The 21,123-nt window shown below is 53.8% G+C and carries 20 protein-coding genes; 3 read left to right on the plus strand and 17 right to left on the minus strand.

The features are described from left to right. The first annotated feature begins 30 nt into the window (after positions 1–30). The 3 genes from J4E70_RS06970 (at position 31) to J4E70_RS06980 (ending at position 4,464) form a co-directional block, all read left to right on the plus strand. On the plus strand, positions 31–1,122 hold the full coding sequence (locus J4E70_RS06970) for a Hint domain-containing protein (protein WP_247077188.1): 1,092 nt from the start codon (positions 31–33) through the stop codon (positions 1,120–1,122). Between the two features lie 53 nt (positions 1,123–1,175). Then, complete coding sequence (locus J4E70_RS06975; RefSeq protein ID WP_213888368.1) at positions 1,176–2,783, plus strand: peptide chain release factor 3; 1,608 nt, start codon at positions 1,176–1,178, stop codon at positions 2,781–2,783. A gap of 202 nt (positions 2,784–2,985) precedes the next feature. Then, positions 2,986–4,464, plus strand: a complete 1,479-nt coding sequence (locus tag J4E70_RS06980; protein ID WP_213888369.1) for a DEAD/DEAH box helicase — start codon at positions 2,986–2,988, stop codon at positions 4,462–4,464. 74 nt (positions 4,465–4,538) lie between these two features. On the opposite strand, the gene J4E70_RS06985 is transcribed toward J4E70_RS06980, so the two are convergent. From J4E70_RS06985 to J4E70_RS19300, 17 genes are all read right to left on the minus strand, one after another. Continuing rightward, entirely contained in the window at positions 4,539–6,209 is a 1,671-nt protein-coding gene (locus J4E70_RS06985; protein ID WP_213888370.1) for a ribonuclease J, read from the minus strand. Continuing rightward, positions 6,206–6,985, minus strand: a complete 780-nt coding sequence (locus tag J4E70_RS06990) for a type III pantothenate kinase (RefSeq protein WP_213888371.1) — start codon at positions 6,983–6,985, stop codon at positions 6,206–6,208. Before J4E70_RS06990 ends, J4E70_RS06985 begins: the two co-directional genes overlap by 4 nt. Before the next feature lie 13 nt (positions 6,986–6,998). Beyond that, positions 6,999–7,754 carry a biotin--[acetyl-CoA-carboxylase] ligase gene (locus tag J4E70_RS06995; RefSeq protein WP_246531646.1) on the minus strand — a complete coding sequence of 252 codons (756 nt, stop codon included), beginning with the start codon at positions 7,752–7,754 and terminating at the stop codon, positions 6,999–7,001. Next, complete coding sequence (nuoN, locus tag J4E70_RS07000; protein ID WP_213888372.1) at positions 7,744–9,183, minus strand: NADH-quinone oxidoreductase subunit NuoN; 1,440 nt, start codon at positions 9,181–9,183, stop codon at positions 7,744–7,746. Before nuoN ends, J4E70_RS06995 begins: the two co-directional genes overlap by 11 nt. An 11-nt stretch (positions 9,184–9,194) precedes the next feature. After that, positions 9,195–10,736, minus strand: coding sequence for an NADH-quinone oxidoreductase subunit M (locus tag J4E70_RS07005; RefSeq protein WP_213888373.1), 1,542 nt, complete (start codon positions 10,734–10,736; stop codon positions 9,195–9,197). A gap of 1 nt (position 10,737) precedes the next feature. Beyond that, positions 10,738–12,915 (minus strand): NADH-quinone oxidoreductase subunit L, encoded by a 2,178-nt coding sequence (gene nuoL, locus J4E70_RS07010; protein ID WP_213888374.1) that lies wholly within the window; start codon positions 12,913–12,915, stop codon positions 10,738–10,740. A 6-nt stretch (positions 12,916–12,921) separates the two neighbouring features. Next, on the minus strand, positions 12,922–13,227 hold the full coding sequence (nuoK, locus tag J4E70_RS07015) for an NADH-quinone oxidoreductase subunit NuoK (protein WP_213888375.1): 306 nt from the start codon (positions 13,225–13,227) through the stop codon (positions 12,922–12,924). Between the two features lie 96 nt (positions 13,228–13,323). Beyond that, positions 13,324–13,938: an NADH-quinone oxidoreductase subunit J gene (locus tag J4E70_RS07020; RefSeq protein ID WP_213888376.1), complete on the minus strand. Its 615-nt coding sequence runs from the start codon at positions 13,936–13,938 to the stop codon at positions 13,324–13,326. Further along, positions 13,935–14,342 (minus strand): carboxymuconolactone decarboxylase family protein, encoded by a 408-nt coding sequence (locus J4E70_RS07025; protein WP_213888377.1) that lies wholly within the window; start codon positions 14,340–14,342, stop codon positions 13,935–13,937. The genes J4E70_RS07020 and J4E70_RS07025 overlap by 4 nt, the downstream gene beginning before the upstream one ends. Next, complete coding sequence (gene nuoI, locus J4E70_RS07030) at positions 14,339–14,830, minus strand: NADH-quinone oxidoreductase subunit NuoI (protein WP_213888378.1); 492 nt, start codon at positions 14,828–14,830, stop codon at positions 14,339–14,341. The genes J4E70_RS07025 and nuoI overlap by 4 nt, the downstream gene beginning before the upstream one ends. Before the next feature lie 4 nt (positions 14,831–14,834). Further along, the gene (nuoH, locus tag J4E70_RS07035; protein ID WP_213888379.1) at positions 14,835–15,872 is read right to left on the minus strand and encodes an NADH-quinone oxidoreductase subunit NuoH; all 1,038 of its coding nucleotides are present in this window, start codon (positions 15,870–15,872) and stop codon (positions 14,835–14,837) included. Positions 15,873–15,878: 6 nt separating this feature from the next. After that, positions 15,879–16,280 (minus strand): hypothetical protein, encoded by a 402-nt coding sequence (locus J4E70_RS07040; RefSeq protein WP_213888467.1) that lies wholly within the window; start codon positions 16,278–16,280, stop codon positions 15,879–15,881. A 5-nt stretch (positions 16,281–16,285) separates the two neighbouring features. Beyond that, positions 16,286–18,304, minus strand: a complete 2,019-nt coding sequence (nuoG, locus tag J4E70_RS07045; RefSeq protein ID WP_213888380.1) for an NADH-quinone oxidoreductase subunit NuoG — start codon at positions 18,302–18,304, stop codon at positions 16,286–16,288. 3 nt (positions 18,305–18,307) lie between these two features. Continuing rightward, on the minus strand, positions 18,308–18,712 hold the full coding sequence (locus J4E70_RS07050) for a DUF5333 domain-containing protein (protein ID WP_213888381.1): 405 nt from the start codon (positions 18,710–18,712) through the stop codon (positions 18,308–18,310). Next, positions 18,712–20,007 carry an NADH-quinone oxidoreductase subunit NuoF gene (gene nuoF, locus J4E70_RS07055; RefSeq protein ID WP_213888382.1) on the minus strand — a complete coding sequence of 432 codons (1,296 nt, stop codon included), beginning with the start codon at positions 20,005–20,007 and terminating at the stop codon, positions 18,712–18,714. Before nuoF ends, J4E70_RS07050 begins: the two co-directional genes overlap by 1 nt. Before the next feature lie 43 nt (positions 20,008–20,050). Then, positions 20,051–20,278, minus strand: coding sequence for a DUF5337 domain-containing protein (locus J4E70_RS07060; RefSeq protein ID WP_213888383.1), 228 nt, complete (start codon positions 20,276–20,278; stop codon positions 20,051–20,053). Positions 20,279–20,284: 6 nt separating this feature from the next. Beyond that, positions 20,285–21,034 carry an NADH-quinone oxidoreductase subunit E gene (locus J4E70_RS19300; RefSeq protein WP_246531647.1) on the minus strand — a complete coding sequence of 250 codons (750 nt, stop codon included), beginning with the start codon at positions 21,032–21,034 and terminating at the stop codon, positions 20,285–20,287. Positions 21,035–21,123 lie beyond the last annotated feature (89 nt).

Here is a 21,123-nt window from a genome sequence, read left to right on the forward strand (position 1 = left end):
GAACCCAAATCAGGCGGTGGGGGTTGCAGGGTGAAAAAACAGGCTTTTTTGCCCTTTGAAACTGTCAAAGAGACGAATTACCGGATGACTGCCGCCAATCATAAACATCTGTCTTCGTGGCAAACGCTGCAGGTTTTTCGCGCGCAGTATTTTTTTGTTACAGACGGTGCCAATCTGGGTGATGCATTGATGCGGGCGTCAGAATTAGCGCTTGATGACAGATACCACCTGTCACCAGACGCCCCGAAAGAGCGTCTGACCATCACAAGCCAAAATCGGGCAAAATCGAACTGCGATTTTGTCGTCGCCGAAAGCTCAGAGCTTGGCCTGCCAGGCTCGTTTTTGATCTTAGACAGTGTTGCGACATTCATGGCGCCAGATGGTGAAACCCTATCAGCAATCATTCTTTTGGAAACCAACCCATCGGATGACGCAGTAACGCAGATTTACCTGCATCCAATAAACGACCTAAGACCAAAAACCGATTACTGTCTGATCGGTGTAGATACGAGCAACGTAAAAACCCTGTTTGCCGAGGTTGCTTGTGTCAGCTTTGGTCGTGGCACCCGCATTACATTGGCCTCTGGCGAACAATGCCCTATCGAAAACCTGCGCATCGGGGACAAGGTTCTGACACGTGACGATGGCCCACAGACCGTGCGCTGGATTGGCCAGAACACGATACGTGCGGTAGGTGAGTTTGCGCCAATTTTCATCAAAAAGGGAGCGTTGAATAACGAAAATAACCTGTTGGTCAGCCACAATCACCGTCTGTTCGTTTACCAGCGTTGTGATGAAATCGGGCTCGGTCGTTCCGAAGTGCTCGTCCAAGCGCGGCACCTCGTGAATGGCACCACCATCTATGAACAGGAAGGTGGATTTATCGATTATTTTCAAATCCTGTTTGACACCCATCAGATCATCTATGCGGAAGGGATAGCCGCCGAAAGCCTGCTGCTTGACACCCGCACAGCAGCAGTGCTGCCCGAAGGCCTGGCTGAAAGGCTTGCCCATGCACTCGGGCAACATCGATCAAGCCCCCACCTTGGCTACGAAGTCGACAAGGCGATGCTGGTTGGCCATGATCCGGCAGAAATTTTGCGCCGCGCCTCATCAGCCTAATTGGTCACCGTCACCAATTGCCCTTTCCGCGCCCCTCGCCTATAGACGCATCCATGTTAGATCGCGTCTCAAACACCCCAGTTCTGCCACCGGAAATTGCCCGGCGGCGAACCTTTGCCATCATCAGTCACCCTGATGCGGGTAAGACTACGCTGACAGAAAAGTTTCTGCTTTTTGGTGGCGCCATTCAGATGGCAGGACAAGTCCGCGCCAAGGGCGAAGCCCGGCGCACACGGTCAGATTTTATGCAGATGGAAAAAGACCGGGGCATTTCCGTTTCAGCCTCGGCAATGTCCTTTGACTACGGCAAAAACCGTTTCAATCTGGTGGATACTCCGGGCCACTCTGATTTTTCCGAAGACACTTACAGAACGCTAACGGCCGTTGATGCGGCCGTCATGGTGATTGATGGCGCAAAAGGCGTGGAAAGCCAGACACAAAAGCTTTTCGAGGTTTGCCGGATGCGCGACCTGCCGATCCTGACCTTCTGTAACAAGATGGATCGGGAAAGCCGTGATGTTTTCGAAATTATTGACGAAATTCAGGAAAACCTTGCAATTGACGTAACACCCGCCAGCTGGCCGATTGGCATTGGGCGCGATTTCATTGGGTGTTATGACCTGTTGCAGGATCGGCTGGAGATTATGGACAGGGCTGACCGTAACAAGGTTGCGGAAAGCGTAAAGATCAACGGGCTGGATGACCCGAAGCTTGCAGACCATGTTCCAGCAGAGCTGTTAGAGAAACTGCGCGAAGAGATAGAACTCGTTCGTGAACTTATGCCTGCGATGGATCAGCAAGCCTTGCTTGACGGAACCCTCACACCGATCTGGTTTGGCTCTGCAATCAATTCCTTTGGCGTAAAAGAACTAATGGACGGGATCAGTAACTTTGGCCCGGAACCACAGGTTCAGTCCGCTGAACCGCGCAAGGTAAGCCCCGATGAAAAAACAGTCGCTGGATTTGTCTTCAAGGTACAGGCCAATATGGACCCAAAACATAGGGACAGGGTCGCCTTTGTGCGCCTCGCGTCTGGTCATTTCAAACGCGGCATGAAACTGACCCATGTGCGTACAAAAAAGGTGATGACCATCGCCAACCCCGTGCTTTTCCTTGCATCGGACCGCGAGCTTGCCGAAGAGGCCTGGGCAGGCGATATCATCGGCATCCCAAACCACGGGCAACTTCGCATTGGCGACACCTTGACCGAAGGCGAGGCGATCAGGGTAACCGGCATACCGTCGTTTGCACCAGAATTGCTGCAGGTCGTACGTGCTGGCGACCCTATGAAATCAAAGCATCTGGAAAAGGCCCTGATGCAGTTCGCCGAAGAAGGTGCTGCCAAGGTTTTCAAACCCTCGATCGGGTCGGGTTTCATCGTTGGTGTGGTCGGTGCGCTTCAGTTTGAGGTTCTCGCGAGCCGGATTGAACTGGAATATGGCTTACCTGTTCGGTTTGAGCCTAGTCAGTTTACCTCTGCCCGCTGGGTGCACGGACCTAAAGCAGCGGTTGAAACTTTTGCAAACGCCAACAAGGCCCATATTGCGCATGACCACGATGGTGACATTGTGTATCTGACGCGCCTTCAGTGGGATATTGACAGAATCGAACGGGACCACACCGATCTGACCCTGTCTGCCACCAAGGAAATGATGGTGTGATTGGAAAAGAATTGTTTCCCTTTAAGAAATAATTTTGTGAAAGCCGCTCATATTGACATGAATCATCGGCAATAGATTGACCCGGGCTCATATTTTCAGTAACTCAGGCGCGTTGGGGGCCATATAGTGATATGGTTTGACCGTTCGGGTCAGCTACCCCCGGAACCGATACGGCACAGATAGCCGTAGAATACGGAAAAGAATGATAAAATTCTCCGATCTGAAACTCGATAAAAAAGTTTTGAATGCTGTAGAAGAAGCTGGCTATGAAACGCCGACGCCGATTCAGGAAGGCGCTATACCTCCAGCGCTGGAAGGCCGGGATGTTTTAGGCATCGCCCAGACGGGCACTGGCAAGACGGCATCCTTCGTTTTACCAATGATTACACTGCTTGGACGGGGCCGCGCGCGTGCGCGCATGCCGCGCTCGCTGGTGCTTGCGCCTACACGTGAACTGGCAGCGCAGGTTGCAGAAAACTTCGATATCTACGCCAAGAATACCAAGCTGACCAAAGCCCTACTCATAGGCGGCGTTTCTTTCAAAGAACAGGACAAATTAATCGACAAAGGCGTCGATGTGCTTATCGCAACACCAGGACGGCTGCTTGACCATTTTGAACGTGGCAAACTGCTGCTGACCGGCGTGCAAATCATGGTTGTGGACGAAGCTGACCGTATGCTTGATATGGGCTTTATCCCTGATATCGAGCGGATATTCAGCCTGACCCCCTTTACCCGTCAGACCCTGTTCTTCTCTGCAACGATGGCACCAGAGATTGAGCGGATCACAAACACCTTCCTTTCAAACCCCGCTAAGGTCGAAGTTGCGCGTGCTGCAACCACTGGCGAGAATATTGAACAGGGCGTCGTGATGTTCAAAGCGTCACGCCGGGACCGGGCGGCAAAGGAAAAACGCGATCTGCTGCGCGCCATGATCGAGCGCGAAGGCGAAGCTTGTTCAAACGCCATCATTTTTTGTAATCGCAAAGTCGACGTGGATATCGTCGCAAAATCGCTGAAGAAACACGGTTATGAAGCCGAACCCATTCATGGGGATCTGGAACAAAGCAAACGCATGGAAGTTCTGGCGCGGTTCCGCGAAGGCGATCTGCGGTTCCTCTGCGCATCCGATGTCGCGGCGCGGGGGCTTGATATTCCGAAAGTTTCGCACGTGTTTAACTACGATGTGCCAAGCCACGCCGAGGATTATGTACACCGGATTGGCCGAACAGGCCGTGCCGGGCGCAGCGGCAAGACATTGATGATCTGTGCTCCGCAGGATGAAAAAAACCTGGCTGCAATTGAGCGGTTAGTCAATCAACCCGTACCGCGCATCGAAGGTGTTGCTGGCGCGGCAGATTCTGTCGACACACCCACTGCAGAGGTGGAAGCGTCACCAAAACCTGAAACTGCAAAACGAAGCAGACCTAGCAGAAAACGCGTAAGCAGGAAAACATCTGCTGAAACAGAGACTCAGACTGCAGATACGGTTACAGAGCAACAACCCGAGGCGATCCCGGCAGCCGAAATCGCCAAAGAAGCGGCCCCCAGAAAGGGACGCCGTGAAAAATCCGAAGATCGTCCTGCAAGAAAACAACAGGATAACAACAAGGTTGTTGGAATGGGTGACCATCTGCCAAGCTTCATCGCCATGAGTTTTGATGAACGGCGTACAGACTAAGACCCGAACAATATGAGCAAAATCCCCGGCAAAAGAACCGGGGCTTTTTCATTGTTGCGAACCGAAAAGCGTAGTTAACCAACCAATCGGCTGACCACGACTGTCACCTCTGGCTTACGGCCTATTTCATCGTTGGCAGACCGGCGTATCTCGCGGCGAATGGCTTCTTCCAACTTGTCATCATCGCGCAGCGTTTTATCGTCCATCCGGTTCAAAATCTGGCTCAGATCTTCCTCCAGCACATCCGTGAGCGGCGCTTTGGAGCGACCCGCTTTCGGTAACCCCATCAGTTCTATCCACGCACCACCCAGCGGCTCGTCTTCTTCGTCAATGATGACCGTCGCAACAACATGGCCATTCAGCGCCATACGAATTCTGTCACGTATGATCCCGTCAAGCGCGCTGATTTGCACTGAGCCATCCAAATAGGTCCGACCAGTTTCAATGTACTCTGCAACTTTCGGCTTATTTCCCGACAAGTTCACCATTGTACCGTTCACGGCCAGAACCGCCGCGCGGCCACCGTTTTCGGCCAGTCGAACATGCTCGCGTAAATGCCGGTGTTCACCGTGCATTGGAATGATCATCTGTGGTGCAAATATCTCGTGCGCGCGCTGCAGATCGGGGCCGTTCGCATGCCCGGAAACGTGATAGTGCCCGGTACTGTCGTCAACGACGTCAACGCCCATTTCTGAATAGGCGTTCATGATGTTGATCACGCCACGTTCATTTCCCGGGATTGTCTTTGACGAGAACAGGAACAAATCCCCCTCTTTCATGGACAAACCCAGATACTTGCCACGCGAAAGCCCAGCAGAGGCTGCCCGCCGTTCACCCTGAGACCCTGTCACAATAAGCATCAGGTTTTCCCGTGGCACCTGTTGCGCCTCTTCTGCAGTAATCGTCGATGGAAAATTGGTCAGAACACCTGTTTCGACACCCGCTGTGATCATGCGCTTCATTGCACGCCCCAACAGGCAAACGGAGCGGCCGGAGGCAATGCCAGCTTCCGCCAGGGTTTGAAGGCGCGCAATATTTGAGGCGAAAGTCGTTGCCACAACCATGCCCTTGGCACCTGTCACAAGCGCCTTGATCTCCGGTGCAACGCTGGTTTCAGAGCGGCCAGGATGCCGGGAAAATACATTTGTTGAGTCACAGACCAGAACTTTAACACCGGGTTTGGCAACCTCGGCCCAAAGATCCGGGTCAAAGGCGTCCCCGACGACCGGCGTTTCATCAAGCTTGAAGTCGCCGGTATGCACGATCCGCCCGTCCGGCGTGTCAATGACGAGCCCGCTGCTTTCCGGGATGGAATGCGCTAATGGCAGGAAAGATACTTTGAACGGGCCAGCTTTTATAATTTCCGGATAGGCCGCTGCAGTTATCACCTCGTCTTCGGGCGCACCGTGTTCTTCCATCTTGCGCCGCGCGTGGTTCGCGGTGAACGTACGGGCATAGACCGGTACCTTAAGCCGGTTCCAAAGGTGGCCGATACCTCCAACATGATCTTCATGTGCGTGGGTGATGAAAATCGCTTCCAGCCTCTCAGCGTTCTCTTCTAGCCATGTCACATCCGGAAAGATCAGGTCCACACCGGGTGTCGTATCCATATTAGGAAATGTCACACCAAGATCGACCAGAATAAGCCGCTCTTTTCCTTCCGGACCATAACCGTAAACATAGGCGTTCATGCCAATTTCCCCGGCACCGCCGAGGGGAAGGTAAATCAGTCGGTTTGAGCTCATATAGTGCCCCGATCCTTGTTATACTTATGAATGACGGTCAAACCGTGCATCGTCAGATCATCATTATATTCATCAAAAAGCATCTCGGTCTGCTGAAACAACGGGGCGAGCCCGCCGGTAGCAACGACTTTCATCGGCACGCCGCGTTCCGCCTTGATCCGAGTACAAATTTCCCGGACGAGTCCGATATAGCCCCAGAACACACCCGACTGCATGCACGCAACCGTATTCGTGCCAATCACTGCCTGAGGCTTGGAAATATCCACATGAGGTAAGGCTGCTGCAGCATTGTGCAAGGCCTCAAGCGACAAGTTTACGCCGGGAGAGATCACCCCGCCGATATAAGCGCCATCCTCGGCCACTACATCAAAGGTGGTTGCGGTGCCAAAATCAACTAGGATCAAGTTCCCACCATGCAAATCAAACCCCGCAACGGTGTTGACCAATCTGTCCGGTCCGACGGCTGTTCCTTCATCAACACGCACGTCTACAGGCAGCAGGCATTCTGGTTTTCCAACGACCAGCGGTCGGCAATCAAAGTACCGGTCCGAAAACACCCGAAGGTTATAAACCACGCGTGGCACAGTGGATGAAATGATTACCTCGTCAATCTCCATCTCGATCTTATGATGCCGCAAAAGCGTTGACAGCCAGACAAAGTACTGATCAGCCGTTCGCTGATGTTCCGTAACGGTCCGCAATGTGCAGAGAAATTTCTCCCCGTCCCAGATCGAAAAAACTGTATTCGTATTGCCGCAGTCAATTGCCAGAAGCATTGGCCGCCTCCTTTTAGAAAAAGACCTCGGCGGCGGAGATCACCCGCCGACCGCTTGCAGTTTTAAGAACCAGCGCGCCGGTATCGTCAATCGTTTCAAAAGTGCCGACAACACTTTCCTTGCCAGTGCGCGCGGTAATCACTTCCCCGATCTTGGCAGCACGGTTCAACCATGCCTGTCGGATTGGGGCAAACCCGTAGGTGCTGAATTGTGCTTCCCAGTCTGCAAAGGCAGGAGCCAGCAAATCAAGAAACTCCTCTGGTGTCACGCGCGCGCCCGTTTCCGATTGCAAATCAACCGGTGTTATCGCGCTTTCGTCGACGTCCGAACGACTGGGCGCCGCCACAAGGTTAACACCAATACCGATGCAGAAATGACTTAACGTGCCACCTGCCCCGGCACTTTCCAACAAAATCCCCGCGACCTTGCCACCATTTAACAAAACGTCATTTGGCCACTTGAGCGCGAATAGTGCAACCCGTCCTGTTGCCGCAACAAACGCATCAAACAGCGCAAGTGATGCAACGAACGAACGCAGCGCAACTTTGTCCGGCGTTTCACCGGGCTGCATCACCAAGGTTGCCGTGAAATTGCCAACCGGGTTCGCCCAGGGCCGGCCACGCCGCCCACGCCCTGTGGTTTGGCGATGCGCCAGAATCCACTCTGGCCCCGAGAGTGTCGGAGCCAGACGTTGTGCCTCGGCGTTGGTACTGTCGACTTCCTGAAGAATGCGACAACCCGTTCCTTCAGGCCAGGGTTTAGCGGACAAGAGTCTCGGCCGCAGCGGCTGCGAAGCCTTCGATGCCAAACAGGTTCACGACACCCACAACCATGATTGCTGCGGACGCCATCAGGAAACCCCACAGAATTGGCGACTTGGCTTTGTCGAGCATGTCACCTTCTTCACCGAAATACATGAAGTAAACGATCCTGAGGTAATAAAACGCTCCTATCACAGAAGCGACCACACCTGCGATCGCAAGCCAGCTCATCCCGGCCTGAACTGCGGCGAGCAGCACATAGTACTTACCAAAGAACCCAACCAGCGGCGGAACACCTGCAAGGCTGAACAGCAACACCATCATCGCAACAGCGCGCAGCGGGTCATGTTTCGAGTACATGTTAAGTGAATCAATATCAGTGACGGGCTGGCCGTCTTTTTCCATCGACAGAATAAAGGCAAAAGTACCGATGTTCATGGTCACATAGATCGCCATATAAACCAGCATGGCCTGAACACCAAAGACGGTGCCAGACGCAAGACCCATCAGGGCAAAACCCATATGCGCAATCGAAGAATATGCCATCAGACGTTTGATGTTGCGCTGGCCAATCGCGGCAACTGCCCCGAGGAACATGGAAGCGACAGAAAGGAAGGCAAGGATTTGTGACCAGTCAGCAACCGCGTTGCCAAAGGCATCATAGAGCACACGGGCGAACAGACCCATTGCTGCGATCTTTGGCGCAGTCGCAAAGAAAGCTGTCACAGGGGTTGGAGAGCCTTCATAAACGTCCGGTGTCCACATATGGAACGGGGCAGCAGAAACCTTGAAGGCCAAACCTGCCGCGATGAAGACCAAACCAAACAACATACCCAAAGGCACATGCCCTGCCTCAACTGTCGTGATAATGCCAGAAAACAGCGTCGTTCCCGCAAAGCCGTATGTCAGTGATGCACCATAGAGAAGAAGCCCGGAACTCAGCGCTCCCAGCACAAAATATTTAAGACCCGCTTCCGTAGATTTAACGCTGTCCCGGCGCAATGCCGCAACCACGTAAAGCGACAGCGACTGCAGCTCTAGTCCCATGTAGAGCGCCATCAAATCGCCCGCAGAGACCATCATCATCATGCCAACAACCGCAAGCGCGACAAGGATCGGGAACTCAAAAAGCATCAATCCGCGTTTGGTCATGTAATCCTGACTCATCAACAGGATTGCAGAGGCCGAGAGCAGAATGATTACTTTTGCATAGCGCGAAAAGGCGTCGTCAACGAAAGCGCCACCAAAGGCAACCCTGCTTCCGTTGCCCGAAATAGCGACCCAGATACCGATGCCAGCAAGCACCATCGCTGTCAGCCACAGGATCATCGGAGCTGTTTTGTCTTTGCCGGTGTAAACCGCGAACATCAGCGCACCCATCGCGAAGACGGCCAGCACGATCTCGGGTAAGACAGTTGAAATATCAGAAGAGATCATCGGACCCACCCTTAGTGTGATGCAACCTGCATACTGCCGTCTGTGACAGGCAATGCAGCGTGATAATTGTGAACAAGCGCCTCAACCGAGGGACCGATCAAATCGGTCACAAGGCTTGGGTAAACGCCAAGAAGCAAAGTCATGACAACCAGCGGCGCAAAGATCGCACGCTCGCGCCCGGTCATGTCAGTGATCGAGCGCAGGGACTCTTTTATCAAATCTCCCATGACGACCCGGCGATACAGCCATAGAGCATAAGCGGCAGACAGGATCACACCGGTTGTGGCAAACATCGCAACCCACGTGTTAACCTGGAAAATACCGATCAGCACAAGGAATTCACCAATGAACCCGGAGGTGCCGGGCAGGCCAACGTTCGCCATCGTAAAGAACATGAAGATCAGCGCATAGGCTGGCATCCGGTTCACGAGGCCGCCATAGGCATCAATGTCACGGGTGTGCATTCGGTCATAAATCACGCCCACACAAAGGAAGAGCGCTCCAGAGATAAAGCCGTGGCTGAGCATCTGGAAAATCGCGCCATCAATACCCTGCTGATTGGCTGCAAAAATACCCATCGTGACATAACCCATGTGGGCAACTGACGAATACGCGATCAGCTTTTTCATGTCTTCCTGCACCAGCGCAACAAACGAGGTGTAGATAATTGCGATCACGCTGATCCAAAGAACGAATGGCCCAAGAATGTCAGAGGCGACGGGGAACATTGGCAGGCTGAATCGAAGGAAACCATACCCGCCCATTTTCAACAGGATCGCCGCCAGCACCACAGACCCGGCAGTTGGGGCCTGAACGTGCGCATCAGGAAGCCAGGTGTGAACGGGCCACATTGGCATCTTGACTGCGAAAGACGCAAAAAACGCGACCCACAATACAGTCTGCAATCCGCCTATGACCTGAAAGCCCATGACAGAAATCGTTTCCGACCCGAAAGTATGCGTCAGCAAGGCCTGAATATCGGTTGTGCCTGCATCCACATACATTGCGATCATCGCAACCAGCATCAGGACTGATCCGAGGAAGGTATAAAGGAAAAACTTGAACGAAGCATAAATCCGGTTCGCCCCACCCCAGATGCCAATGATCAGGAACATCGGAATGAGCCCGCCCTCAAAGAATAGATAGAACAGCACAAGGTCCAACGCACAGAACACGCCAAGCATAAGCGTTTCCAGAACCAGAAAGGCAATCATGTATTCTTTGACGCGCGTATTCACATCCCAACATGCGGCGATCACCAGCGGCATCAGGAAAGTTGTCAGCATGACAAACAGCAAACTGATCCCGTCAATGCCCATCTTATAGGTCAGCCCGATAATCCAAGATTTCTCCTCGACGAACTGAAAGCCAGTATCGTCGGGGTTAAATCCACTGAGCAGGAACAGGGACACGATAAACGTCGCAGAGGTTGCAAGCAGAGCGACCCATTTTGCATTTCGTTGTGCAGGCGCGTCATCACCGCGCAGAAAAAGAGCCAGAATTACGGCCGCCAACAGCGGAATAAACGTGACGATGGAAAGAAGATTTTCCATGTTATTCAGCCCCTCCGCTGATCGTCATCCATGTGACGAGGATTACGATCCCGATCACCATGGCAAAGGCGTAATGGAACAGATAGCCGGACTGCGCCCGACCCGCGAGACGGGTGAAGAACGGGATAATTCCCATTGCCACCCCATTAAGAGTGCCGTCGATGATATTGCCATCACCCCGCTTCCACAGAAACCGGCCAAGCGCCTTGGCAGAGCGAACGAACAGAAAGTCATACGCTTCGTCAAAGTACCATTTGTTCAGCAGGAACAGGTACGCCGGACGCTGGCTTTCGGCCAGGCGACGCGGCAGGCTTGGGTTCACAATGTAGAACAAGTAAGCAAGCCCTAACCCCAGAACCATCGCGATAAAGGGTGAAACTTTAACCCAGTTTGGTGCGTGGTGGGCATTGTCCATCACATGGTTGTCGGGGTGGGTAAAGACCGCACCAACCGGTGCTGTCGCCATAGCATGCCCGGCGTCAGCAAGCGCATCGTCACCGTGACCTGTATCCGCAGTTGCGGTCTCATCATGGCTCTCGGTGGTTGCTGCGGTTCCGTGATCAGCGGTTTCGGTTGTCGCCTCTCCATGGCTTGTATCCGTCGCGTCTTCGCCGTGGCCACCTTCGGCCATCGCAACTTCGTGTGTCGGCGCACCATAGAACTCGTTGACCTGATCATGGTCACCGAAGAAGGAGCCGTACCAAACCATCCCAGCGAAAACTGCGCCAATGCTCAGCACCCCAAGCGGGATCAGCATCGTCATTGGGCTTTCATGTGCATGGTCATGGGTGTGTTTGTCGCCACGCGCCTCGCCAAAGAATGTCATGAACATCAGGCGCCAGCTGTAGAATGATGTCATCCCAGCCGCGATAACAAGCATCCAGAAGGCGTAATTGCCAGCAGCTGAATGCGCACCAAACGCGCTTTCGATAATAGCATCCTTCGACAGGAAACCAGCAAAACCGATTGTCGTCAGCGGAATGCCAACCCCGGTAATGGCCAGCGTGCCAATCATCATTGCCCAATAGGTATAGGGAATCTTTTTGCGCAAACCGCCATAGTTCCGCATGTCTTGTTCATGATGCATCGCGTGGATAACGGAACCGGCACAAAGAAACAGAGATGCCTTAAAGAACGCGTGGGTCAGCAGATGGAACATCGCAGCCGAGTAAACACCAACACCTGCCGCCACAAACATGTAGCCAAGCTGTGAACAGGTTGAATAGGCGATCACGCGCTTGATGTCATTCTGTACAAGCCCCACGGTCGCGGCAAAAAACGCTGTGCTCGCGCCGATGATCACAATAAATGTCGTCGCGGCAGGCGCATACTCCATGATCGGCGACATACGGCAGACAAGGAAGACGCCAGCTGTCACCATGGTGGCGGCGTGGATCAGGGCCGAAACGGGTGTTGGACCTTCCATCGCATCGGGCAACCAGGTGTGCAGGAACAGCTGTGCAGATTTACCCATCGCCCCGACAAACAGCAGGAAGCAAAGCAGGTTTGCAGCGTTCCAATCGGTCCAGAGGAAATGCAGTGTTGTATCAGCCAGCATCGGACCAGCCGCAAAGACATCTTCAAGCCGGATGCTGTCGACCAGAAAGAACAGGCCAAAGATACCAAGTGCAAACCCAAAGTCACCAACCCGGTTCACAACGAACGCTTTGATCGCGGCGGCATTCGCGCTTGGCTTACGGTAGTAAAACCCGATCAACAGATAGGATGCGACACCAACGCCTTCCCAGCCAAAGAACATCTGCACTAGGTTGTCTGCCGTCACCAGCATCAACATCGCGAAGGTGAAAAAGCTGAGGTACGCAAAGAAGCGTGGCTTATAGCTTTCGCCCTCTTTCCATTGCGGATCATTGTCCATGTAGCCAAAGGAATAGAGGTGAACGAGGCTTGAGACCGTCGTGACAACGATCAGCATTGTTGCGGTCAGTCGATCAAGCCGGATCGCCCAGTCGGTGCTAAGCGTACCACTTTCAATCCAGCGCATAATGTGGATTTGCTGGGTTTCCCCGTCAAAGCCAAGGAACACAATCCAACTAAGAAACGCGGCCAAAAACAACAGCCCCGTCGTCAGGATCATCGCGCCCTTTTCGCCGATAATGCGCCAGCCAAAGCCGCCGATGATCGCGCCAACCAGAGGTGCAAACAGGATGATGGTTTCCATGATCCGCTACCCCTTCATCACGTTGACATCTTCAACCGCGATCGTGCCGCGGTTACGGAAGAAACATACAAGGATCGCAAGACCGATCGCCGCTTCAGCTGCGGCAACGGTCAGGACGAACATGGTAAAGACCTGCCCGACCAGATCCCCCAGATGTGCCGAAAAGGCGACCAGGTTGATATTGACCGCAAGTAGCATCAGTTCCACCGACATCAGGATCACGATCACATTCTTCCTGTTGAGGAAGATGCCAAAGATGCCGATGACGAATAATGCCGCGGCCACCGCAAGATAATGTTCAATTCCGATCATCTGTCCCTCAGTCCTTATCTTCTTCGTCTTTTTTCCGGCGTTGCCGGACCGCTACTCCAAAAACGATCATCGCAACACCGATGATCAGCCAAAGGTTCACAGCCCCTGCCCCGGTTTCATATCTTTCAGTTCCATCGCCTTGGCCGGATCACGGTGCATCTGGGCCATAACGTTTTGTCGCTTGATGTTTGGACGGTGGCGCAGTGTCAGAACAATCGCGCCAATCATCGCAACCAGCAAAATCAAACCCGCTGCCTGGAACAGGTAAATGTAGTCGTCATAGATCAACCGGCCCAAAGCGGCCGTGTTATGCGTCCCTTCAATCGCGGGGGCAACGGCCCCACGCAGATCCATTGCCGCCTCTGATGATGTCCAGGTGCCAAGCACCATGCCAAGCTGCATAAGCAAAACAACACCAATCAACAGGGCAAGTGGTACGTATTTCGCCATCTCTGCCTTCAGTTCGGCAAAATCCACATCCAGCATCATGACAACAAACAGGAACAAAACCGCGACCGCGCCAACATAGACAATGACCAGCAGCATCGCGACGAATTCAGCGCCAAGAAGCACAAACAATCCTGCGGAACTCAGAAACGAAAGGATCAGCCAAAGAACCGAATGAACCGGGTTCTTGGACACAACCACAAACAGACCAGAGGTCACTACGGTTATGGCAAACACATAAAACGCAAATGCGGTTAAGGTCATGACTTGTCATCCTCTATTTCGCCCATAACTTCTTGTGCAAGCTGTAGTGCACGGGTCATGGCAGGAATTCCGGCAAACATCGACATCTGGCCAATGGTTTCGACAATCTCTTGTTTCTTTGCCCCGGCCTCTAGCGCGTGGCGCACCGTCAGGCGAACTTGCGTATCGGCCTGAGCCCCCTGCATGGTCAGAGCTGCAATCGTAATCAGCAGCCGGGTCTTTGCATCCAGCCCGTCTTTGTTGACTGCGTTGCCAAAGGCCAGTTCCATGAGGTCTTTTGGCATCGTTGGCCAAAGTGCTTCGAACCCCTTAGGCGTAAAGGACTCCATAGCCGGATTCATGGATTTCGCCATTTCCTGCGCCCGGGCCATCATCTCTTCAAAAGGGTTCTTTGCATCACTCATCGGTAGGGTGCGTCCAGTTCAAGGTTGCGGGCAATTTCTGCTTCCCAGCGGTCACCGTTCGACAAGAGTTTTGCCTTGTCATAGAACAGCTCTTCGCGGGTTTCGGTTGAAAATTCAAAATTCGGACCTTCAACAATCGCATCCACCGGGCAGGCCTCTTGGCAAAAACCGCAGTAAATGCATTTGGTCATGTCGATGTCATAGCGCGTCGTGCGTCGAGAGCCGTCATCGCGGGGTTCTGCGTCAATCGTGATCGCCTGCGCCGGGCAAACAGCCTCGCACAGTTTGCAGGCGATGCAGCGTTCTTCACCGTTCGGATAACGGCGCAGCGCGTGTTCACCGCGAAACCGGGGGGACAGCGGGCCCTTTTCATGCGGATAATTCAACGTTGCTTTGGGTGCGAAAAAATACTTCAGCCCAAGCCCAAAGCCTTTGATGAAATCAAACAGCAGGAAGTATTTAACTGCGCGGGTATAATCCATTGCCATTCTCTTAGCCCCCAATCGCCCAGCGGGCATAGGCCCCGCCGAAAGCACCGTATTGTGCAAAGAACGCGACCAGTATGACCCATCCCAGTGACAGCGGCAGGAAGACTTTCCAGCCAATCCGCATCAGCTGGTCATAGCGGTAGCGTGGTGTGATGGCCTTGACCATCGCGAAGATGAAGAAGAAGAAACACATCTTGCCAAACATCCACAGCACGCCATCCGGCAGACCGGGGATTGGTGACAGCCAACCGCCAAAGAACAACAGGCTTGTCAGCGCGCACATCAGGAAGATCGCGATATATTCACCCGCCATGAACAGAAGGAACATCGTTGCGGAATATTCGACCTGATAACCCGCGACGAGCTCTGATTCAGCTTCTGGCAGGTCAAAGGGTGGGCGGTTCGTTTCTGCAAGGGCAGAGATAAAGAACAGGAACACCATCGGGAAATGCGGCAACCAGTACCAGCTGAAGAAGCCGTAGTCGCCGTCTTGCGCCCGCACGATATCGCCAAAGTTCAGCGACCCACTTGAGATCACGACCCCAACAATGATGAGGCCAATAGAAACCTCATAAGAAATCATCTGCGCGGCGGACCGCAGACTGCCAAGGAACGCGTATTTCGAGTTTGACGCCCAGCCCCCCATGATCACGCCGTACACCTCAAGCGAGGAAACTGCGAACACGTATAGGATTGCGACGTTCAGATCTGACAATACCCAGCCGTCGTTGAATGGAATAACCGCCCAGGCAATCATTGCCAGAACAAAGGAAACAAGCGGGGCAAGGATGAAAACCGGCCGGTCAACACCCGCCGGAATAACAACCTCTTTCACCACATATTTCAGCGCGTCCGCCACCGATTGCAGCAAACCAAAGGCCCCAACAACGTTTGGTCCTTTGCGCATTTGCACGGCGGCCCAGATCTTCCGGTCACCATAAACCAGAAACAGCAGCGAAATCATCACAAAGCCCATCACCGCAAGGCATTGCGCCAAGATGATCACCAATGTTCCCAGTGGGGTGGAAAGAAATTCAGCCATAGGTCCTCACACCGTCGGTATCCCAGTTTCGGCGCAGTTTTGTACAACAACTTCTGCGTCAATTGTTCTTAGCCCTCGTGGCAATGCTGGCGAGATGGTATAAACAGCATCCCCCCGCCAAACGCCACCCTCATTCGCTACGTTTGTGCGCACATGTCGCGCAAATCCATAGCCGCGGATCAATGCATACTGCGCTGCCGCGCATTTTGCGTATTCCGCTACGTCCTCATTCGTACGTGCGCCCGACATCTCGACCAGAAAGGCAACTAGGTCACCGTCAAGAAGCCGGGTCTCTATCCCCATGTAGCTTGGGTCATGACTGGCCTGAGTAGGCTCTTCCACCGATGCACAGGCTGCCACCCCGCCCAGCAGGGCAAGGCCAAGGGCCACATTATGAAAGAGACGCATCATTCTTATTCCGCAGCCATCGGGGTATTTGTCCGCGCTCTAGAAATTGCCGACAGCTCTGCCATCAACTCTGACGCGCGCGCAATTGGGTTTGTCAGGTAGAAATCCGTGATCACGTTGCGGAAATCTGCTTTGGCAGGTTTGCGCAGCGGCACCCGTTTCCATTTATTCTCAGCAACGCCATCAATTGCCGCCAAATGCGGAACCTCCGCAACAAGTGCTTTGCGCAGTGCTGCAAGACTGTCGTAAGGCAATGTCGCACCCAGTTCTGCAGAGAGGGCCCGCAGGATCGCCCAGTTTTCCTTTGCGTCACCCGGCGCGAAACCGGCACGTAATGCAAGTTGTGGCCGCCCTTCGGTATTCACAAACAATCCCTGCTCTTCTGTATAAGCTGCACCCGGCAGGATGATATCAGCGCGATGTGCACCACGATCCCCGTGGCTGCCCTGATAAATCACAAACGGTCCGGCGTTCACTTCAACTTCATCGGCACCCAGATTGTAGACCACTTCGGCTCCATCAAGTGCTGCCGTAAGCCCGCCTTCGGTCGTACAGCCCACATCCATTGCCCCAACCCGGCCCGCCGCCGTGTGAAGCACCATGAACTTGGACTCTGTGTTTTCGGCGAGTTTCATCGCCTGAGACAGCACCGCTTCGCCATCTGCTTCAAGCAAGGCACCCTGCCCGATAATCACGATAGAGTTCATACCTTTGGCAGCACCGATGTCTTTTTCATTCAGTTCAACCAATGCGGCGCGATCCGTGCCGACGTGAACATAATCATATGTTAAATCAACGGCTTCACCGACCAGACCAATATTGCAGCCGTTGGTCCATGCCTTGCGGATACGGGCGTTTAATACCGGCGCTTCTACGCGTGGATTACAGCCGATCAGCTGAATCATCTGCGCGTTATCAATATCTTCGATACTTGCTGTACCGACATAACCGGAACGGTTGCCTTCCGGCAATTTCGCACCGTCTGTGCGGCACTCAACATTCCCGCCTTGAGCTTCGACAAGCGCTTTCAATCCATAAGCTGCCTCAACAGGAACCAGATCGCCAACGAGACCCGCAACCTTCTTGCCCTTCATCGCAGCAGCGACAGCATTCAATGCCTCACCCCAGCTCGCTTCGCGCAGCGTTCCGTTTTCACGAATGTAAGGCGTGTCGAGCCGCTGACGACGCAAGCCGTCCCAGACAAAACGCGTTTTGTCAGAAATCCACTCTTCGTTCACACCATCGTGGTTGCGCGGCAGGATGCGTTTGACTTCACGCCCTTTGGTATCGACGCGGATGTTTGAACCCAAAGCATCCATTACGTCGAGGGTTTCCGTCTTGGTCAGCTCCCATGGCCGGGCGGTGAATGCATAAGGTTTAGATGTCAGCGCACCCACCGGGCAAAGGTCAATGATGTTGCCCTGAAGGTTCGAATCCAGTGTCTGGTTCAAATAACTGGTGATTTCCGCATCTTCGCCGCGTCCGGTCTGGCCCATCTGGGTGATACCGGCAACTTCAGAGGTGAACCGCACGCAGCGCGTGCAGGAAATACAGCGTGTCATGGTTGTTGCGACAAGCGGGCCAAGATCAAGATCATCGCAGGCCCGTTTTGGCAGATCATAGCGGCTGCCGGACAGACCATAGGCCATGGCCTGATCCTGAAGGTCACATTCCCCGCCCTGGTCGCAGATCGGGCAATCAAGCGGGTGGTTGATCAGCATGAACTCCATCACACCTTCACGCGCTTTTTTCACCATCGGTGAATTGGTCTTAACGACTGGCGGCTGGCCCTCTGGGCCCGGGCGCAAATCTTTGACCTGCATCGCGCAGGATGCCGCAGGTTTGGGTGGCCCACCCACAACCTCAACCAGACACATCCGGCAGTTGCCAGCGATGGTCAACCGCTCGTGGTAGCAAAAGCGTGGGATTTCAACTCCCGCCTGCTCACATGCCTGAATAAGGGTCATCGACGGGTCGACCTCGACCTCTGTTTCGTCAATGATAATTTTTCTTAGGTCAGTCATGTCCTAATCCGTCCTCAGAAATTTGCCGATCGGGCTTTCGGCGTCAATTTCCGCCTTGCCGATCGCACAATAGCTTTCAGGGTTGCCTTCAACCGCACCGCGGTTTGAAAGCCAAGTGTTCACATGCACGAGCAAGCGTGCCTCTTCTTCTTCGTTTTCAACGTATGCTTCGATTTCTTCGTGGCTGAAACCTTGGTCTACAGCGTAATTGTAGATAGAGCGCAGGTACATAAACCCGCGCAGTTTGCGTACGGAAATTGTCGGGCATTTCTTGTAGATTTCCTTGACAATCCCGGCAAGAACCAAGCGGTTTGTGACCCCTTCATTTTCGCGCAACGCCGCCGCCTGCACGCTCAGCGTGCTGACAAACAGCGAAACAACCGCGATATGGAAGGTGCGCTTAAACATTACTCCGCCGCCACCGCGCTGACCCGTCCGGTCCGCTTGTGTTTGATACGATCCTCGATCTCATTCCGGAAATGGCGGATCAGACCCTGAATGGGCCAGGCTGCTGCATCACCAAGCGCGCAGATGGTGTGCCCTTCAACCTGCTTGGTTACGTCAAGCAGCATGTCGATTTCTTCGACCTCTGCCTCGCCCGTCACCAACCGGTCCATCACACGCATCATCCAACCGGTGCCTTCGCGGCATGGGGTGCACTGGCCACAGCTTTCGTGTTTGTAGAACTTGCTCAGCCGCCAGATCGCCTTGATCACGTCGGTCGACTGGTCCATCACTATCACCGCCGCTGTGCCAAGACCCGAGCGTTGCTCGCGCAGCCAGTCAAAATCCATGATCGCTTCGTCCGCGACGTCGCGCGGCAATAGCGGAACTGATGACCCGCCGGGAATAACAGCCTTGAGATTATCCCAGCCACCGCGCACGCCGCCACAGTGACGTTCCAGCAACTCGCGAAGCGGGATAGACATGGATTCTTCAACCACACAGGGATTATTCACGTGGCCGGAAATACCGAACAGCTTGGTTCCGGCGTTGTTCGGGCGACCGAAAGAGGAAAACCACTCAGGCCCGCGCCGCAGGATCGTAGGAACGACTGCAATTGATTCAACGTTGTTCACCGTGGTCGGGCAACCATAAAGCCCCGCCCCTGCCGGGAACGGCGGTTTCATCCGCGGCATGCCCTTTTTGCCTTCAAGGCTTTCCAGCAGCGCAGTTTCTTCACCACAGATGTAAGCCCCAGCACCGTGCACGAGGTATAGGTCAAAGTCCCAGCCGGATTTAGCGGCGTTTTTACCCAGAAGTCCGGCGTCATAGCATTCGTCGATTGCCGCCTGCAGCGCCTCGCGCTCGCGAATAAATTCGCCCCGGATGTAGATATAGCTCGCATGCGCGCCCATCGCGAAAGAGGCAAGTAAGGCCCCTTCGATCAGCGTGTGCGGATCATGGCGCATAATCTCGCGGTCTTTACAGGTTCCGGGCTCGGATTCGTCAGCGTTAATAACAAGATAGGCCGGGCGACCATCGCTTTCTTTCGGCATGAATGACCATTTCAGGCCGGTCGGAAAGCCAGCGCCACCGCGACCACGCAGACCAGACGCTTTCGCCTGTTCCACAACCCAGTCGCGACCGCTCTTGATCAACTTGTCGGTGCCATCCCAATGGCCGCGCGCCTTGGCCCCTTTAAGGGTTCGGTCGTGCATCCCGTAGAGATTTGTAAAGATCCGGTCCTGATCTTTCAGCATGCCATTTTCCTTCGCTCATCAGGCAAGTACGCCCGACATTCCTTTAATTGTTCCGGCGCTTGCGCCAGATCTGATAAATTACAACCAACGCCCAGATAAAAGCCGCCAGTGCCGAGAGGTCGGCCAGAAACACATAGCGTGCTTCAAGGCCGAGTTTTCCCCCTATCCATTGTACGCCCATCCACAGGATCATCGTCGCCGCGATGACAAAGGACACTGTCCTTGCTTGGCGCGCCAAAGCTTTTTCCTGTTCGGGTGTAAGTGTCTTCACAACTCTTTACTTTGTTTCCCTGGCCAGTTTTTTGGCCTGTTTAATCCATTCATCCCGTTCGATCCGACCTTTGAATTTCAGGCGCGTATCGACCCATTCGACTTCTTTCTTCCGCCAAGCGGCGACTTGGTCAAAATGGTAAAATCCAAGTTCATTCAGCGTCTGTTCAAGCTTTGGTCCAACTCCGCTAATGCGCTTAAGATCATCTGCTCCGCCTGCGCGCGCTTTCTTAAGCGTTTCTGGTTTTCCATCTGCAGCAACAGACGCCCGGGCCGGTTTCGCAGCAGCGGTCGCTTTTGGTTTCGCTGCTGGCTTGGCCTTTGTAGCAGGCTTAGATTTCGCGGCGGGTTTAGCTTTCGCGGCAGGTTTTGACGCGGGTGCGGCCTTTGCAGTCGCATCAGAAGACGCCAAAGAAGCAGATGAAACGTGCTTAGCTACCTTTGGTGTCGGGGGTGTTGCGGCCAGTTCGCTCTGTCCGACCCGGTCAACAGCGGCGACATCCGCAGGAGAAGCATCAATATCGTGTTGATGGCGCGCGTGCCCACCAGAAGTAACAGCCATGGACCCAGAGCAAAAGTAGCGTGCCAGAAACCAACCTAATGCGGCACAGACGACAACGGCAAGCACCAACGAAACAAGTCCATTTACGCCAAAGCGCCCGTTTAGCACTAGAAAAGTCATGATCCCAAGAAACACACCGGCAAGCCAGCACAGATTGGTGCAAGAAAACAGTTCACCCTTTGATTCAGAATCCAATAGTCATTCCCCCCTTTAAACCTAGTGTTACAACAGACATGCAGGATGGGCTGTCTGGTGACAGCTCCGGCTTTTTATGATCTGCATGT

Origin of the sequence: Pseudohalocynthiibacter aestuariivivens (assembly GCF_018457175.1) — a bacterium.
In the GTDB taxonomy this organism is placed as follows: domain Bacteria; phylum Pseudomonadota; class Alphaproteobacteria; order Rhodobacterales; family Rhodobacteraceae; genus Pseudohalocynthiibacter; species Pseudohalocynthiibacter aestuariivivens.

Coding starts and splice junctions, on each gene's coding strand:
- J4E70_RS06975 (WP_213888368.1), top strand. CDS start 1,176: ATGTTAGATCGCGTCTCAAACACCCCAGTTCTGCCACCGGAAATTGCC.
- J4E70_RS06980 (WP_213888369.1), top strand. CDS start 2,986: ATGATAAAATTCTCCGATCTGAAACTCGATAAAAAAGTTTTGAATGCT.
- J4E70_RS06985 (WP_213888370.1), bottom strand. CDS start 6,209: ATGAGCTCAAACCGACTGATTTACCTTCCCCTCGGCGGTGCCGGGGAA.
- J4E70_RS06990 (WP_213888371.1), bottom strand. CDS start 6,985: ATGCTTCTGGCAATTGACTGCGGCAATACGAATACAGTTTTTTCGATC.
- nuoN (WP_213888372.1), bottom strand. CDS start 9,183: ATGATCTCTTCTGATATTTCAACTGTCTTACCCGAGATCGTGCTGGCC.
- J4E70_RS07005 (WP_213888373.1), bottom strand. CDS start 10,736: ATGGAAAATCTTCTTTCCATCGTCACGTTTATTCCGCTGTTGGCGGCC.
- nuoL (WP_213888374.1), bottom strand. CDS start 12,915: ATGGAAACCATCATCCTGTTTGCACCTCTGGTTGGCGCGATCATCGGC.
- nuoK (WP_213888375.1), bottom strand. CDS start 13,227: ATGATCGGAATTGAACATTATCTTGCGGTGGCCGCGGCATTATTCGTC.
- J4E70_RS07020 (WP_213888376.1), bottom strand. CDS start 13,938: ATGACCTTAACCGCATTTGCGTTTTATGTGTTTGCCATAACCGTAGTG.
- J4E70_RS07025 (WP_213888377.1), bottom strand. CDS start 14,342: ATGAGTGATGCAAAGAACCCTTTTGAAGAGATGATGGCCCGGGCGCAG.
- nuoI (WP_213888378.1), bottom strand. CDS start 14,830: ATGGCAATGGATTATACCCGCGCAGTTAAATACTTCCTGCTGTTTGAT.
- nuoH (WP_213888379.1), bottom strand. CDS start 15,872: ATGGCTGAATTTCTTTCCACCCCACTGGGAACATTGGTGATCATCTTG.
- J4E70_RS07040 (WP_213888467.1), bottom strand. CDS start 16,280: ATGCGTCTCTTTCATAATGTGGCCCTTGGCCTTGCCCTGCTGGGCGGG.
- nuoG (WP_213888380.1), bottom strand. CDS start 18,304: ATGACTGACCTAAGAAAAATTATCATTGACGAAACAGAGGTCGAGGTC.
- J4E70_RS07050 (WP_213888381.1), bottom strand. CDS start 18,712: ATGTTTAAGCGCACCTTCCATATCGCGGTTGTTTCGCTGTTTGTCAGC.
- nuoF (WP_213888382.1), bottom strand. CDS start 20,007: ATGCTGAAAGATCAGGACCGGATCTTTACAAATCTCTACGGGATGCAC.